12 protein-coding genes and 3 pseudogenes are annotated in these 14,980 nt (G+C 65.3%); 7 read left to right on the top strand and 8 right to left on the bottom strand.

Going from position 1 to position 14,980, the window contains the following annotated elements; genetic code table 11:
• Positions 1 to 11 precede the first annotated feature (11 nt).
• Both nuoM and nuoN read left to right on the top strand, forming a co-directional pair.
• Positions 12 to 1,541 (top strand): NADH-quinone oxidoreductase subunit M, encoded by a 1,530-nt coding sequence (gene nuoM, locus IP89_RS19025; RefSeq protein ID WP_043311283.1) that lies wholly within the window; start codon positions 12 to 14, stop codon positions 1,539 to 1,541.
• Between the two features lie 9 nt (positions 1,542 to 1,550).
• Entirely contained in the window at positions 1,551 to 3,029 is a 1,479-nt protein-coding gene (nuoN, locus tag IP89_RS19020; protein WP_043311281.1) for an NADH-quinone oxidoreductase subunit NuoN, read from the top strand.
• Positions 3,030 to 3,104: 75 nt separating this feature from the next.
• Here nuoN and IP89_RS19015 read toward each other — a convergent pair whose 3' ends face one another.
• The 4 genes and pseudogenes from IP89_RS19015 to IP89_RS19005 form a co-directional block, all read right to left on the bottom strand.
• Positions 3,105 to 4,166: an AI-2E family transporter gene (locus IP89_RS19015; protein WP_043311279.1), complete on the bottom strand. Its 1,062-nt coding sequence runs from the start codon at positions 4,164 to 4,166 to the stop codon at positions 3,105 to 3,107.
• Between the two features lie 115 nt (positions 4,167 to 4,281).
• Positions 4,282 to 4,776 (bottom strand): annotated as a pseudogene (locus IP89_RS23995) (methyl-accepting chemotaxis protein); the annotation flags it as partial.
• Between the two features lie 411 nt (positions 4,777 to 5,187).
• Positions 5,188 to 5,964, bottom strand: a pseudogene (locus IP89_RS23990) (cache domain-containing protein); the annotation flags it as partial.
• A 90-nt stretch (positions 5,965 to 6,054) separates the two neighbouring features.
• Positions 6,055 to 7,374: a Na+/H+ antiporter family protein gene (locus tag IP89_RS19005; protein WP_043311276.1), complete on the bottom strand. Its 1,320-nt coding sequence runs from the start codon at positions 7,372 to 7,374 to the stop codon at positions 6,055 to 6,057.
• A gap of 206 nt (positions 7,375 to 7,580) precedes the next feature.
• Here IP89_RS19005 and IP89_RS23985 point away from each other — a divergent pair.
• The 3 genes and pseudogenes from IP89_RS23985 to IP89_RS18995 all read left to right on the top strand — a co-directional run.
• A pseudogene (locus tag IP89_RS23985) lies at positions 7,581 to 8,888 on the top strand (HAMP domain-containing protein); the annotation flags it as partial.
• Positions 8,889 to 8,990: 102 nt separating this feature from the next.
• A complete protein-coding gene (locus IP89_RS23980; RefSeq protein WP_371261966.1) occupies positions 8,991 to 9,746 on the top strand; it encodes a methyl-accepting chemotaxis protein in 756 nt (251 codons plus the stop codon).
• A 125-nt stretch (positions 9,747 to 9,871) separates the two neighbouring features.
• On the top strand, positions 9,872 to 10,468 hold the full coding sequence (locus IP89_RS18995; protein WP_043311273.1) for an NADPH-dependent FMN reductase: 597 nt from the start codon (positions 9,872 to 9,874) through the stop codon (positions 10,466 to 10,468).
• Here IP89_RS18995 and IP89_RS18990 read toward each other — a convergent pair whose 3' ends face one another.
• Genes IP89_RS18990 through IP89_RS18975 form a run of 4 tightly spaced genes read right to left on the bottom strand, consistent with a single transcriptional unit; the run spans position 10,469 to position 13,072 of the window.
• Positions 10,469 to 11,785, bottom strand: coding sequence for a sensor histidine kinase (locus IP89_RS18990; protein WP_043311271.1), 1,317 nt, complete (start codon positions 11,783 to 11,785; stop codon positions 10,469 to 10,471).
• Positions 11,782 to 12,450: a response regulator transcription factor gene (locus tag IP89_RS18985; RefSeq protein ID WP_043311270.1), complete on the bottom strand. Its 669-nt coding sequence runs from the start codon at positions 12,448 to 12,450 to the stop codon at positions 11,782 to 11,784. The genes IP89_RS18990 and IP89_RS18985 overlap by 4 nt, the downstream gene beginning before the upstream one ends.
• Entirely contained in the window at positions 12,450 to 12,764 is a 315-nt protein-coding gene (locus IP89_RS18980; protein WP_043311268.1) for a PepSY domain-containing protein, read from the bottom strand. Before IP89_RS18980 ends, IP89_RS18985 begins: the two co-directional genes overlap by 1 nt.
• On the bottom strand, positions 12,764 to 13,072 hold the full coding sequence (locus IP89_RS18975; protein WP_043311266.1) for a PepSY domain-containing protein: 309 nt from the start codon (positions 13,070 to 13,072) through the stop codon (positions 12,764 to 12,766). The genes IP89_RS18980 and IP89_RS18975 overlap by 1 nt, the downstream gene beginning before the upstream one ends.
• Positions 13,073 to 13,243: 171 nt before the next feature.
• Here IP89_RS18975 and IP89_RS18970 point away from each other — a divergent pair, with 171 nt between their 5' ends.
• On the top strand, positions 13,244 to 14,323 hold the full coding sequence (locus IP89_RS18970) for a patatin-like phospholipase family protein (protein WP_043311264.1): 1,080 nt from the start codon (positions 13,244 to 13,246) through the stop codon (positions 14,321 to 14,323).
• A 99-nt stretch (positions 14,324 to 14,422) separates the two neighbouring features.
• Positions 14,423 to 14,779: a 6-carboxytetrahydropterin synthase QueD gene (queD, locus tag IP89_RS18965; protein ID WP_081963315.1), complete on the top strand. Its 357-nt coding sequence runs from the start codon at positions 14,423 to 14,425 to the stop codon at positions 14,777 to 14,779.
• The last annotated feature ends 201 nt before the right edge of the window (positions 14,780 to 14,980 follow it).

The following is a 14,980-nucleotide window of genomic DNA, read 5'->3' as shown; positions in this document are numbered from 1 at the left end:
AATAGCCCGTCATGATCCTGCCCTGGCTAATCCTGATCCCCTTCATCGGCGGCCTGCTGTGCTGGCAAGGTGAGCGCTTCGGCAACACCCTGCCGCGCTGGATCGCCCTGCTGACCATGGGTCTGCTGTTCGGCCTCGGCCTGTGGCTGTGGGCCACTGCCGACTTCAGCCTGGCTCCGGCACCTGGTGCCGATCCGGTCTGGGCCGCTGAGTTCAAGGTCCAGTGGATCGAGCGTCTCGGCATCAGCATCCACCTCGGCCTCGACGGCCTGTCGGTGCTGATGATCGCCCTCACCGGTCTGCTCGGCGTGTTGTCCGTGCTGTGCTCGTGGAACGAGATCCAGAACCGCGTCGGCTTCTTCCACCTCAACCTGATGTGGATTCTCGGCGGCGTGGTCGGCGTGTTCCTCGCCATCGACCTGTTCCTGTTCTTCTTCTTCTGGGAAATGATGCTGGTGCCGATGTACTTCCTCATCGCGCTCTGGGGTCATAGCGGCAGCAAGGGTCATTCGCGGATCAACGCTGCCACCAAGTTCTTCATCTACACCCAGGCCAGCGGCCTGATCATGCTGGTGGCGATCCTCGCCCTGGTGCTGATCAACTACAACAGCACCGGCGTGCTGACCTTCAACTACGCCGACCTGCTGAAGACCCAGCTGCCCGCCGGTACCGAGTACCTGCTGATGCTCGGTTTCTTCGCCGCCTTCGCCGTGAAGTTCCCGGTAGTGCCAGTGCACTCCTGGCTGCCGGATGCCCACGCCCAGGCGCCGACCGCCGGCTCCGTGGACCTCGCCGGTATCCTGCTGAAGACCGCGGCCTACGGCCTGATGCGCTTCGCCATTCCGCTGTTCCCCACCGCCTCGGCCGAGTTCGCGCCGATCGCCATGTGGCTCGGCGTGTTCGCCATCGCCTACGGTGCCTTCCTGTCGTTCGCCCAGACCGACATCAAGCGCCTGGTGGCCTACTCCAGCGTCTCGCACATGGGCTTCGTGCTGATCGCCATCTACTCCGGCAGCCAGATCGCCCTGCAGGGCGCGGTGGTGCAGATGATGGCCCACGGCCTGTCCGCAGCCGCGCTGTTCATCCTCTGCGGCCAGCTCTACGAGCGCCTGCACACTCGTGACATGCGCGAGATGGGCGGCATCTGGGCACGCCTGCCGTGGCTGCCTGCGGTGAGCCTGTTCTTCGCTGCTGCCGCTCTCGGCCTGCCGGGCACCGGCAACTTCGTCGGCGAGTTCCTGATCCTGATCGGCAGCTTCCCGGCCGCTCCGTGGGTCGTGGTCCTGGCCGCCTGCGGCCTGGTGCTGGGTTCGGTCTACTCGCTGGCGATGATCCACCGCGCCTACTTCGGCCCGGCCAAGTCCGATGCGCCGCTGCAGGCCATGAAGGCCCGCGAGCTGTATATGGTGCTGGGCCTGGCGGTGCTGCTGATCCTGCTCGGCGTCTACCCGCAACCGGTGCTCGACACCTCCGCTGCCAGCATGCACGGCGTGCAGCAGTGGTTCAGCGGTGCCCTCACTCAACTCGCCTCGGTCCGGTAATCAAGCGCTATGGAACTGACGACTCAACACTTCATCGCGCTGCTGCCGCTGCTGGTCACCTGCACCACCATTGTCGTGGTGATGCTGGCCATCGCCTGGAAGCGCAACCATGCCATGGCCTTCATCCTCTCGGTGCTGGGCCTCAACCTGGCCCTGCTGTCGGTGATCCCGGCCGTGGGCGTGACGCCGATCCAGGTCACCCCGCTGCTGCTGATCGACAAGTTCGCCTGCTACTACATGGCGCTGGTCCTAGCCGCGACGCTGGCCTGCACCACCCTGGTCCACGCCTACCTGGGCGGCGAATCGGGCAAGCAGGGCTATCCGGGCAACCGTGAAGAGCTGTACCTGCTGATTCTGCTGTCCGCCGCTGGCGGCCTGGTGCTGGTCAGCGCGCAGCATCTGGCCGGCCTGTTCATCGGACTGGAACTGCTGTCGGTACCGACCTACGGCATGATCGCCTACGCCTTCTTCAACAAGCGTTCGCTGGAAGCCGGCATCAAGTACATGGTGCTGTCTGCCGCCGGTTCGGCCTTCCTGCTGTTCGGCATGGCCCTGCTCTACGCCGAATCCGGCAGCCTGAGCTTCGCCGGCATCGGCGCCAAGCTGGCCGCCGACGGCCTGCCGAGCCTGATCGCCCAGGTCGGCTTCGGCATGATGCTGATCGGCCTGGCCTTCAAGCTATCGCTGGTCCCCTTCCACCTGTGGACCCCGGACGTCTACGAGGGCGCCCCGGCACCGGTCGCCGCCTTCCTGGCCACCGCCAGCAAGGTCGCCGTGTTCGCCGTGCTGCTGCGCCTGTACCAGATCTCGCCGGTAACCACTGGCGGCTGGCTGAACGATCTGCTGACCGTGCTGGCCATCGCCTCGATCCTGTTCGGTAACCTGCTGGCCCTGCTGCAGAACAACCTCAAGCGCCTGCTCGGCTACTCGTCGATCGCCCACTTCGGCTACCTGCTGATCGCCCTGATCGCCAGCAAGGGCCTGGCCGTGGAAGCCATCGGCGTGTACCTGGCTACCTACGTGCTGACCAGCCTGGGCGCGTTCGGCGTGATCACCCTGATGTCCACGCCGTACAGCGGCCGCGACGCCGACGCCCTGTACGAGTACCGCGGCCTGTTCTGGCGCCGTCCGTACCTGACCGCCGTACTGACCGTGATGATGCTGTCGCTGGCCGGCATCCCGCTGACCGCCGGCTTCATCGGCAAGTTCTACGTGGTCGCCGCCGGCGTCGAGTCGCAGCAATGGCTGCTGCTGGGCGCCCTGGTCCTGGGTAGCGCCATCGGCGTGTTCTACTACCTGCGCGTGATGGTCACCCTGTTCCTGCAGGAGCCGAACCTCAAGCGCCACGACGCGCCGTTCAACTGGGGCCAACGTGCCGGCGGCATCATGCTGGTACTGGTCGCCCTGCTCGCCTTCTTCCTCGGCGTCTACCCGCAGCCGCTGCTGGAACTGGTGCAGCATGCTGGCCTGGTGGCAGTCGCCCACTAAGCCGCAAGTGCGCAGAAAAAACCCGGCCAAGGCTGGGTTTTTTTTTGCCTGTTCCAGCCGCCAACCGGTGATCCTTTACGGCAGGCGCACCCGCTGCCGGCCGCTGCGGTACAGGTCCCAGCTCGCAATGAACAACGCCGCGATCAGCGGGCCGATGACGAAGCCATTGAGGCCGAACAGAGTCAGGCCGCCAAGGGTGGAAATCAGCACCAGGTAGTCCGGCATGCGCGTGTCTTTGCCGACCAGGATCGGGCGCAGAATATTGTCCACTAGGCCGATCACCAGTACGCCGAAGGCTACCAGCACGCTGCCCTTGAGCACCTCCCCCTGGGCCAGCATGTACAGCGCCACCGGCCCCCAGACCAGCCCGCAACCGACCGCCGGCAGCAGCGATAGCAGCGCCATCAGCACGCCCCACAGCAGTGGGCTGCTGATGCCCAGCATCCAGAAGATCAGCCCGCCGAGCAGGCCCTGCACCGCGGCCACCACCAGGTTGCCCTTGACCGTCGCACGCACCACGCGGGTGACCTTGATCTGCAGGCGGCGCTTGAGCGACTCCTCCAGCGGCACCGCCGTGCGCACCGTGCGCGCCAGCTCAGGGCCATCGCGCAGGAAGAAGTACAGCAGGTAGAGCATGACGAAGAAGCCGACCAGGAACTGGAAGGTGTTCTGGCCGATATCGAAGGCCTTGGTCGCCAGGAACTCGCTGCCCTGCATGGCGCCCTTGGCCAGGCGGTCGCGCAGAGCGTCGAAATCGCCCAGCCCGATGCGCTCCAGCAGGCGCTGCACCGCCTCCGGCAAAACCTCCTTGAAGCGCTCGACGTAGGCGCCAATGTCCAGCTCGCCCTTCTCGATGCGCTGGTAGATGGCCGAACCCTCGTTCACCAGGGCCAGGCTGGTGAGGATCATCGGCAGGATCGCCACCAGCAGGCAGATCAGCAGCGTGAGCAACGCCGAGAGATTGCCGCGCCCGCCAAAGCGCAACGCCAGGCGGCGCTGCAACGGCGCGAACAGCACCGACAGCACCACCGCCCAGAACACCGCCCCCCAGAACGGCAGGAGGATGCCGGCGAACACCAGGGTCACCACCACCAGCAGAACGAGGAAGGCTTTTTGTTCGACACGTGGCGAATACATGGGCGGACGCCTTGCAGAGCTGTTCCTGCTTAGTCCGCCAGCGCTCCGGCAAAGTGCGGGCTATTTCTGCGCCCATGAAAAAGGGCGCCGCAGCGCCCTTTTCTCTTCACACCTCTCAGATGCGGAACTGATGCACCAGGCTGCCCAGGCGCTCGCCGAGTACCGACAGGCTGCGCGCGGTATCGGCGCCCAGGCGTGTCTCGTCGGCCACGCTGTCCACCGCCACGGCGATCTGGTGCACGCTGCGGTTGATCTCCTCGGCCACCGCGGTCTGCTCCTCGGCGGCGCTGGCGATCTGCGCGTTCATCGCATTGATGGTGCCGATCAGGCCGGCGATGGCATCCAGCGAGGCGCCGGCCTGGTTGGCCTGCTCGCTGGTGGTTTCACCGGCATCGCTGGAGCGGCGCATGGCGGTGACCGAAGCCTGCGTACCCTGCTGCAGGCGGTCGATCATGCCCTGGATCTCCTGGGTGCTCTGCTGGGTGCGGCTGGCCAGGGCGCGCACCTCGTCGGCCACCACGGCGAAGCCACGCCCGGCCTCGCCGGCACGGGCGGCCTCGATGGCGGCGTTGAGCGCCAGTAGGTTGGTCTGCTCGGCGATGGAACGGATCACATCGAGCACGCTGACGATGGACTGCACGTCCTGCTGCAGGCTATCCAGCGACTGGCCGCTGGAGCGGATATCGCCGACCAGAGCATGGATACGGGTGATGCTGCCGTCGACCACCTGTTTGGCGGCCTGACCCTCGCGGTCGGTCTGCTGGGCCGCCTCGGCGGCGCCCTGGGCACTCTTGGCCACCTCGTGGGCGGCGGCGGACATCTCGTTGATCGCCGTGGCCACCTGATCGGTCTCGTGGCGCTGGCGCTCCATGGCCTGCTCGGAGCGCTGCGCCTGAGCGGCCACCTGGCCGACCAGGCCGGTCAGCTGCTCGGTCATCTCGGCGATCTGCCGCACCAGGCCGTGAATCTTCTCGACGAAGCGGTTGAACGAGCCGGCCAATTGGCCCAGCTCATCGCCGCTGGTCACGGGCAGGCGGCGGGTCAGGTCGCCCTCGCCAGCGGCGATGTCATCGAGGTTCTCGCGGATCTGCTGCAGCGGACGCAGGAAGGCGTTGCTCAGGGCTAGGCCGCCGATGCCGAACACCAGCAGCATTACCATGGCGATCACCAGGATGCTGGTCAGGATGGTGTTGACCCGCTCGTCGATGGCCGCCTCGACCTCAGCCACCTGGGCCGCGACGCCGTCCAGGTTGACCGCCGTACCCAGCGCCATGTCCCACTTGGGCAGGTAGTAGCTGTAGGCCAGTTTGGGGACCAACACGCTCTCGTCGGTGGGCAGCGGCGAGCTGTACTCCACGTAGTTGCTGCTGTCCTTGGCCACGCGAACCAGCTCGCGGTTGACGTAGACGCCGTTGGGGTCCTTGCGGTCGGCGAGGCTCTTGCCCACGTCTACCGGGCTGTCGCCACGGAACAGGCGCACCACGTTGGAGTCGTGGCCGAAGAAGTAGCCGTCCTTGCCGTACTTGATCTTGGCGAGGATGGCGATGGCCTGCTCGCGGCTGCTCATGTCGCCCTGGGCAGCGCCGTCGTACAGGCTCTGCACCGAGCCTAAGGCGATCTGCATGTAGTTCTTCAGCTCCAGGCGGCTCTCCGCCACCAGGCGCTCGCGGGTCTGGGCCACCTCGTCGGCGGCCAGGTCGGTGAGAATCTTCGCCGCGGCGCCGCTCAGCACCAAGGCGAACAGGATGACTGGCAGCAGTGCGAGCAGCAGCACTTTGGTTTTCAACGTGAGGCGCATGTTCCCTTCCTTCTTATTGTGGAACTGCATAAAGCAGAACGGGGTTGCCGTGTTATCGGCAACCCCGTTTCAGCCTGAAGCCTGCACTGATTACAGCACCATTGCGGCGACCCAGCCAAACGCCAACAGCGGCAGGTTGTAGTGCAGGAAAGTCGGCACCACGGTGTCCCAGATATGGTTGTGCTGGCCGTCGACATTCAGGCCCGCGGTCGGCCCCAGCGTCGAGTCGGAGGCTGGCGAGCCAGCATCGCCCAGGGCTCCGGCGGTGCCGATGATGCTGACGATGGCCAGCGGGCTGAAGCCCAGTTGCAGACACAGCGGCACGAAGATCGCGGCGATGATCGGCACGGTGGAGAAGGACGAGCCGATGCCCATGGTCACCAGCAGGCCGACCAGCAGCATCAGCAGCGCACCCAGCGCCTTGCTGTTGCCGATCCAGGCGGCGGACGCATCCACCAGACTCTTCACCTGGCCGGTCGCGTTCATCACTTCGGCGAAGCCCTGGGCGGCGATCATGATGAAGCCGATCATGGCCATCATCTTCATACCCTCGGTGAACAGGTCGTCGGCCTCGCGCCAGCGCACAACCCCGGAGACCGAGAACACCACGAAGCCCAGCAGAGCGCCGATGATCATCGAGTCCAGCCACAGCTGGGTAGCGAACGCCACCACCACCGCCACGCCGGCCACCAGCAGGCTCTTGCGGTCATAGGCGATGCTCACCTGCTCGGCGTCGACGATCTTTTCCAGATCGTAGCTGCGGCGTTTGCGATAGCTGAACAACACCGCCACCAGCAGGCCCGCCGCCATGCCCAACGCAGGAATCAGCATGGCCTCGGTGACATTCACGCCCTGTACGTCGACCCCGCCCTTGACCACGTTGGCCAGCAGAATGTCGTTGAGGAAGATGTTGCCGAAGCCGACCGGCAGGAACATGTAGGGGGTGATCAGGCCGAAGGTGATCACGCAGGCGATCAGCCGGCGGTCGATCTGCAGGCGAGTCAGTACATACAGCAGCGGCGGGACCAGCAGCGGAATGAAGGCGATGTGGATCGGCAGGATGTTCTGCGAGGAGATCGAGACGGCCAGCAACAGGCCGATCATCAGCCATTTCAGCGAACCACCGCCACTGGCATCCTGACGACCGACCAGCGCCAGCGCCCGATCAGCCAGGGCATGCGCCAGTCCGGACCTGGCAATGGCCACGGCGAAAGCGCCCAGCAGCGCATAGGAAAGCGCCACCGTGGCCCCGGCACCGAGGCCCTTGTTGAAGGCCGCCAGCGAACCCTCTATGCCCAAGCCCCCCAGCATCCCGCCGGCCAGCGCGCCGACGATCAGCGCGACCACCACGTGCACCCGGCACAAGCTGAGGACCAACATGATGCCGACGGCGGCAACTACTGCATTCATCTATAAACCCCGCGGCGCCAGGCGCCTGCAAAAAAGCGCAGCACTCTGCCCGATGCCCCCGGCCCTGTCAAAGCGGCAGATGCTCAATATTTCGAGCACTTCGTGCATAATTCGCAGCGGCTTTCCGGTCATCGTCAAGAAAAGGCTCTACTTCGCCTGTTGCCAGTAAAGACTGCGCTCAGCTGACCGATAAAGATTTCAGCCGTATGAATGTTCAAAGGACCCGCTCTATGCTGTCGCGCCTGTCCATCCAGTTGAAAATCACCCTCCTCGCCGGTCTCTGCCTCCTGGCAATCGTGACCTTGCTGCTGGGAGCCTCGCTCTACCAATCCAGCCACAGCGCCGCCCTGGTCAGGAGCTCTAGCTCCGCCATGCTGGAAGAGTCCGCGCGTTCGCGCATGGCCTCGCGCGGGGAGCTGCAGGGCATCCGCATCCAGCGCTACTTCATGGATGCCTACCAGTACGGCAAGGGCTTCTCGCGCCAGGTGCTGTTCCTCAAGGATCAGGCCGAGAAACGCTTCCTCGATGCCTTCGATCTGCGCGAAGACATGACTCGCCAGGTGCGCTCGGCCCTGGAAGCCAGCCCCGGCCTGCTCGGCCTCTATGTGGTGTTCGAGCCCAATGCGCTGGATGGCAAGGACGAGCTGTTCGCCGGGCAAGGCGAGCTGGGCAGCAACGACAAGGGCCGCTTCTCCCTCTACTGGTCCCAGGCTGTACCCGGGCAACTGGAAGCCGAGGCGATGAACGAGGAGCAGCTCAACGACACCACCGCCGGCCCCAGCGGCGCCCCCTACAACGCCTGGTACACCTGCCCGCGCAACAGCCGCACAGCCTGCGTACTGGACCCCTACTTCGACGATATCAACGGCAAGCAGGTGCTGATGACCAGCATCGCCTTCCCGCTGGAACAGAACGGCAAGGTGATCGGCGTGATGGGCGTCGATATCAGCCTGGAGAGCCTGCAGCAGCTCAGCAGCAAGGCCAGCAGCGAGCTTTACGACGGTCAGGCCAGCGTCAGCATCATCAGCGCCGCCGGCCTGCTGGCCGGACACAGCCGCGATGCCGGCCTGCTCGGCAAGCCACTGACCACCGCCTTCCCCAAGCAGGGCAGCCAGATCGCCCAACTGCTTGGCACCGGCACGCCGCAGTTCCTCGAGAATGAGGGCAAGCTGCGAGTACTCGAGCCGCTGCTGCCGATCCCCGAGGCCAAGTCCTGGGGCGTGCTGCTGGAGGTGCCCAAGGAGGTGCTGCTCGGCCCGGCCCTCAAGCTGGAACAGCAGCTGGATGAGCGCCGCACCGCCGACACCCTGTTCTCCATCGGCGTTTCGCTGGCGGCCATCCTGCTCGGCGTGGTGCTGATGTGGCTGACTGCCCGCGGCGTGACCCAGCCGATTCTCGGCGTCGCCGCCATGCTGAAGAACATCGCCAGCGGCGAAGGCGACCTGACCCGTCGCCTCGAGTACGCCAAGCAGGACGAACTGGGCGAGCTGGCCGGCTGGTTCAACCGCTTCCTCGACAAGCTGCAGCCGATCATCGCCGACGTGAAACGCTCGGTGCAGGACGCCCGCAGCACCGCAGACCAGTCCTCTGCCATCGCCACCCAGACCAGCGCCGGCATGCAGCAGCAGTTCCGCGAGATCGACCAGGTCGCCACCGCGTCCCAGGAGATGAGCGCTACCGCTCATGACGTGGCCAACAACGCTGCCCAGGCCGCCGATGCAGCGCGCGGCGCGGACTCCGCCGCCCGCGAGGGTCTGGCGGTGATCGACCGCACCACGCTGTCCATCGAGCAGTTGGCCAGCGAGCTCAGCTCGGCCATGAGCGAGGTGGAAAACCTGGCCAGCAGCAGCGACCAGATCGGCTCGGTGCTGGAGGTGATCCGCGCCATCGCCGAACAGACCAACCTGCTCGCCCTCAACGCCGCCATCGAGGCTGCTCGCGCCGGTGAGGCCGGTCGCGGTTTCGCGGTGGTCGCCGATGAGGTGCGCAACCTGGCCAAACGCACCCAGGATTCGGTGGAGGAAATCCGCCAGGTGATCGAGAACCTGCAGAGCGGCACCCGCGATGTGGTCGGCTCCATGCACAGCAGCCACAAGCAGGCCCAGGGCAGCGTCGAGCAGGTCGAACAGGCGGTGGCCGCCCTGCGCCGTATCGGCGATGCCGTCACCGTGATCAACGACATGAACCTGCAGATCGCCTCGGCCGCCGAGGAACAGAGCGCGGTGGCCGAAGAGGTCAACCGCAACGTCGCCACCATCCGTGACGTCACCGAGACCCTGTCCGGCCAGGCCGATGAGTCCGCGCGGGTCAGCCAGAGCCTGAACAACCTGGCCAACCACCAGCAGGGGCTGATGGACCAGTTCCGCGTCTGAGTGCCTCACGCCAGCGCCCGCCATGGGCGCTGGCGTCATCCGTCCACATCCCTGTCGCCCGCCACTTGCCCCGTGCCAGAGCGGCCGGTAGCCTGCGCGCAGTCATTCGCAAGAGATCCCGAAAGATGCTCAATATCGCCCTGATCGCCGGCTCCAGCCGTAACGGCAGCCAGTCCGCCAAAGTCGCTCGTTATCTGCGTCAACGCCTGGTCGAGCTGGGCCTGACCAGCGCCGAGCAGAGCAGCCTGATCGACCTGGGCGCAGGTCCCCTGCCACTGTGGCCAGCCGACGACAAAGGCCCCTGGGCCGAGTACCAGCAGCAGCTGGCCGCCGCCGATGCGCTGGTGGTGATCGCACCGGAGTGGAACGGCATGGCCTGCCCGGCAGTGAAGAACTTCTTCCTCTACGCGAGCAAGGCCGAGCTGGCGCACAAGCCGGCGCTGCTGGTGGGCGTGTCGTCGGGCATTGGCGGCGCCTACCCGATCAGCGAGCTGCGCGCCTCAGGCTACAAGAACTGCCGCATCGCCTACCTGCCGGAGCACCTGATCGTGCGCCACGTGGAGGCGGTCCTGAACCCAGGCGAGGCCGCTGGCGAGGACGACCTGCGCATCCGCAGCCGCGCCGACTATGCCCTGGACATCCTCGGCAAGTACGCCGAGGCGCTGAAACCGGTGCGCGCCGCCATCGACCTGGGCAATCCGGCATTCACCAACGGCATGTGATCAGGGCCGTTCCGGCAGGCTGATCGCCACCCGTAGCCCACCCAGTGGGCTGTCTTCCAGGTTCAGGCTGCCGCCCCAGGCCTCGACGATATCGCGCACGATGCCGAGTCCGAGGCCATGGCCCGCCACCTGCTCATCCAGGCGAGTACCGCGCCCCAGTACCGCCTCACGGCGCTCCTGGGCGATGCCCGGGCCATCGTCGTCGACCCAGATCCAGTAGCGACCACTCTCCCGCCCCAGACTCAGGCGCACTTGCGCATCGGCCCACTTGCAGGCGTTGTCCAGCAAGTTGCCTAGCAGTTCCAGCAGGTCCTCCCGATCCCAGGGCAGGCACAGCCCCGGCTCGGTCTGCCATTCCAGCTTCAGGCCATGGCTGTGGATCATCTCCAGCATGGAAAGCAGCCCCGGCAGCTCCTGCGCGCAGTCGAAGTGCGCGCCGGGTAGCACGTCGCCGGCGAGACGGGCGCGACCCAGCTCGCGCTCCAGACGCTGCTGGATCTGTGCCAACTGTTCACGCAGCGTGGCCTGCAGCTCCGGCTGGCTGCGCATCTCCTCGCGCTCGCTCAGGCTGACCAGCACCGCCAGCGGCGTCTTCAGCGCATGGCCGAGGTTGCCCAGGGCGTTACGGGAGCGCTTGAGGGTATCTTCGGTGTGGCTGAGCAGGCGGTTGACCTGGTTGACCAGCGGCTCGAGCTCCTGCGGCACCCGTGCATCCAGCTCACTACGCCTTCCCTGCTGCAGCTGGGCGATCTGCTCGCGTACCCGCTCCAGCGGGCGCAGCGCCGAACGCACCGTGTAACGCTGAGCCAGCAAAATCAGCAGTAGCGCCGCCGCCCCCAGGCCAAGGCCCAGCCACTGCAGACGGCGGAAGCTCTGCAGGATAGGCGTGTAGTCCTGCGCCACGCTGATCGAGAATTGCTGGCCGAAACGCTTGTAGTCGGCGCGGTAAACCAGCAGAAGCTGGCCTCGTGGGCCATCGCCGAGCGCATCCTGCAAGCCTTCACCAGCCGGCGCCTGCAGGTCACGATCCCACAACGAGCGCGAGCGCCAGGTCTGATCGGAGAAGTCGATACGGAAATAGTGACCGGAAAAGGGCCGATGAAAATTCGGGTCTAAGCGTCGCTCATCCAACTGCACGCCCGTCGAACCACGCACCAGGGCGGCGAGCAGGGTCTGCGTCTCGTCCTTGAGGTCTTCCTGCAGATACCGGCGCAGGCTGTGATCGAAGAGCAGCAGGCTGGCCTGCGCCAGAGCCAGCCCCATGACCACCAGAACACCGGCCAGCCCGAGGCTCAGGCGGCGCTGGATCGACCTCAAGCCCCCACCCCGGCGTAGCGATAGCCCTGCCCGCGCCGGGTTTCGATGACCTCGCGGCCGAGCTTTCCGCGCAGGCGGTTCACGTGAACCTCCAGCACATTGGAGTCACGCTCGCTTTCGCCGTCGTACAGATGCTCGGCCAGATGCCCCTTGGACAGGATCTGCCCCGGGTGCAGCATGAAGTAGCGCAGCAGGCGGAATTCGGCCGAGGTCAGCTCGATCTGCTCGCCATCACGGGTCACGCACTGGCGGCTCTCGTCCAGCTGCAGGCCCGCGGCCTCCAACTGCGGCTGATTGGCCAGGCCATGGGCACGACGCAGCAATGCCTGGATGCGCAGGGCCAGTTCTTCAGGATGGAAAGGCTTGGTCAGGTAGTCGTCGGCGCCAGCCTTGAGGCCGTCGATACGCTCGGCCCAGGAGCCGCGGGCGGTAAGGATCAGCACAGGCGTGGCCAGGCCGCCGGCCCGCCACTCGCGCAGTACCTCCAGGCCAGGTTTGCCGGGCAGGCCGAGATCGAGAATGATCAGGTCGTAAGGCTCGGTCGCGCCCTGGTAGGCGGCGTCGCGGCCATCGGCGAGCCAGTCCACCGCATAGCCCTGCCCCTTCAGGCTGGCCATCAGCTCATCGGCCAGGGACACATGATCCTCCACCAGCAACAGGCGCATCAGTCCTCCACTTCGTCCTTGAGGATGCGGCCGTCGCGGGCATCCAGCTCAAGTTCACGCACGGTGCCATCGGCGGTCAGCAGCTCCACTTCATAGACCAGCACGTCATCCTCTTCTTCCAGCTCCGCCTCCAACAGCTCCGCCCCGGGGTAAAGCCCCAGGGCCGGTGCCATCAGTTCTTCCAGCGGGCGGATCACGCCCTCTTGGCGCAGGCGCAATACCTCGTCCTGATCCAGGTCGCGGGCTTGCGCATCGAGCGCCAACACCGCGAGAACCAGGGCCAGGATACCGCTATAGCGAAACACGAACTTCATCAGTCATCCCGGTGCTCTTGCAGGATCTGGCCGTTAGTGGCGTCCAGCTCCACGTCCCATTGCACGCCCTGAGCGTCGCGCACTTCGACCTGGTAGACGTAGCGACCGTGCTCTTGCTCAAGCTCGGTGTCTTCGATCTTGCCACCCGGGTGCTTGGCCAGCGCGGCCTCGTTGAGTTTCTCGAAGCTCTGGATGGTACCGGCATCGCGCAGTTTCAGCGCTTCGTCCGGACCCAAGTCACGAGCTTGAGCGATACCGGCGGTGGCGGCCAGGGCAGTAATGGCGAAAAGGCTGGTCAGCTTGTTCATGGTGTTCTCCTCGGGGGTATCTGTTGTCTACGGTGCCCAAGATACTGGTGCCGACTTAATTCAAGCTGAATCCAGCAGCGCCTCACAACTGACAGGACATTCACCGGCTGAAGCCGCTTGGCCTGCCGGAGCACGCCACTATAATCGCTGGCTTGCAATACGGAGCCGAGCATGACCGCGATCCACATCAAATTCCCTGCCCTTAGCCTGCGCGCCGGCAAACGCGCCATCGCCCGCATTCGTGAACGTGGCCTGCAGCCGGCCGACGTCGGCATTCTGCCTGGCGCCGCAGGCGGCCCCAAGGGGCTCGGCATTCAGGGACTGGACCTCGCGCTGTTCGGCGACTGGCTGCCGCGAGCCCCGCGCGAGCGCACACTGATTGGTGCCTCGATCGGCTCCTGGCGCTTCGCTAGCGCCTGCCTGCCAGATGCCTGCGCCGGGCTTCTGCGCCTGGGCGAGCTGTATACCAGCCAGCGCTTCGCCAAGGGCGTGAGCATGGCCGAGGTCTCGCGCAGCTGCGTACAGCTGCTCGACGATCTACTGGAAGGACAAGACGCCGCGGTCCTGAACAACCCGCTGTATCGCCTGAATATCGTGGTGGTGCGCAGCCATGGCCTGCTACAACACGACCATCGTGGCAAGTTGGGCCTGGGGCTGTCTTCGGTCATCGGCAACAACCTGCTCAGCCGCAGCCGCCTGTCCCGCCACTTTGATCGAGTGATCCTGCACGACAACCGGCAAACACCGCCACTGGCGACGCTGCAGGACTTTCCTTCGGACTTCCATACCCTGGCCGAAAGCAACCTGCGCCAGGCTCTGCTGGCTTCCGGCTCCATTCCCATGGTGATGGAGGCGATCCGCGAAATCCCTGGCCTGGAACCCGCCACCTACCGCGATGGCGGCCTGCTCGACTATCACCTGGACCTGCCTTATCTGGGCGACGATGTGGTGCTCTATCCGCACTTCACCGACAAAGTCATCCCAGGCTGGTTCGACAAAGGGCTGCCTTGGCGCCGTGGCGACGCCACACGCCTGCAGGACGTGCTCCTGCTTGCTCCGTCGCGTGAGTACCTCGCGAGCTTGCCCCACGGCAAGCTGCCAGACCGTAGTGACTTCAAGCGCTACCTGGGCGACGACGAAGGGCGCGAACGCTATTGGCGCAAAGCCATGGCCGAAAGCAGACGCCTCGGTGACGAATTCCTCGAGCTCGCCGATAGCGGCCGTCTGGCTGAGCGGCTACAAGCGCTCTGACATATACGGCCCTCTGTTGCGGCCGCTCCAAGCCCCGCTGCTGGTAAACTGCGCGACTAGCTTCACGCCGTCCGCGGCCTATTCAGCAGAGCGTTTATCTTGGAACTGTTCAAAGAATTCACCTTCGAGTCCGCCCACCTCCTTCCCCATGTACCGGCCGGCCACAAGTGTGGCCGCCTGCACGGCCATTCCTTCCGTGCCGCCATCTATATCGAGGGTGAGGTTGATCCCCATACCGGCTGGATTCGTGACTTCGCCGAGATCAAGGCCATCTTCAAGCCGATCTATGAGCGTCTCGACCACAACTATCTGAACGACATCCCCGGCCTGGAAAACCCCACTAGCGAGAACCTGGCGAAGTGGATCTGGCTGGAGCTCAAGCCGCTGCTTCCAGAACTGTCCCGCATTCGAGTACACGAGACCTGCACCAGTGGCTGCGAGTATCGCGGCGACTGATCTCTCTTCTTCCGAAAGCAAAAAGCCACCTATCGAGGTGGCTTTTGTATGGGCGCAATCCGAGAACAGTAACTAAGCGCATGGCGCCGGTAGACGCATGAAGATCGACTCGCGCCTGCGGGCGCTTCCCTGTTTAGGATTTTCTTACGCGCAAAAGCCAAACCCCCACCCGATTTCTCGGATGGGGGTTTGGGGATAGGA

The organism is Pseudomonas sp. ML96, from assembly GCF_000761545.1.
Lineage (GTDB): Bacteria > Pseudomonadota > Gammaproteobacteria > Pseudomonadales > Pseudomonadaceae > Aquipseudomonas.
The sequence above is the reverse complement of the archived record's forward strand: the minus strand, read 5'-3'. Positions and strand labels throughout refer to the sequence as shown.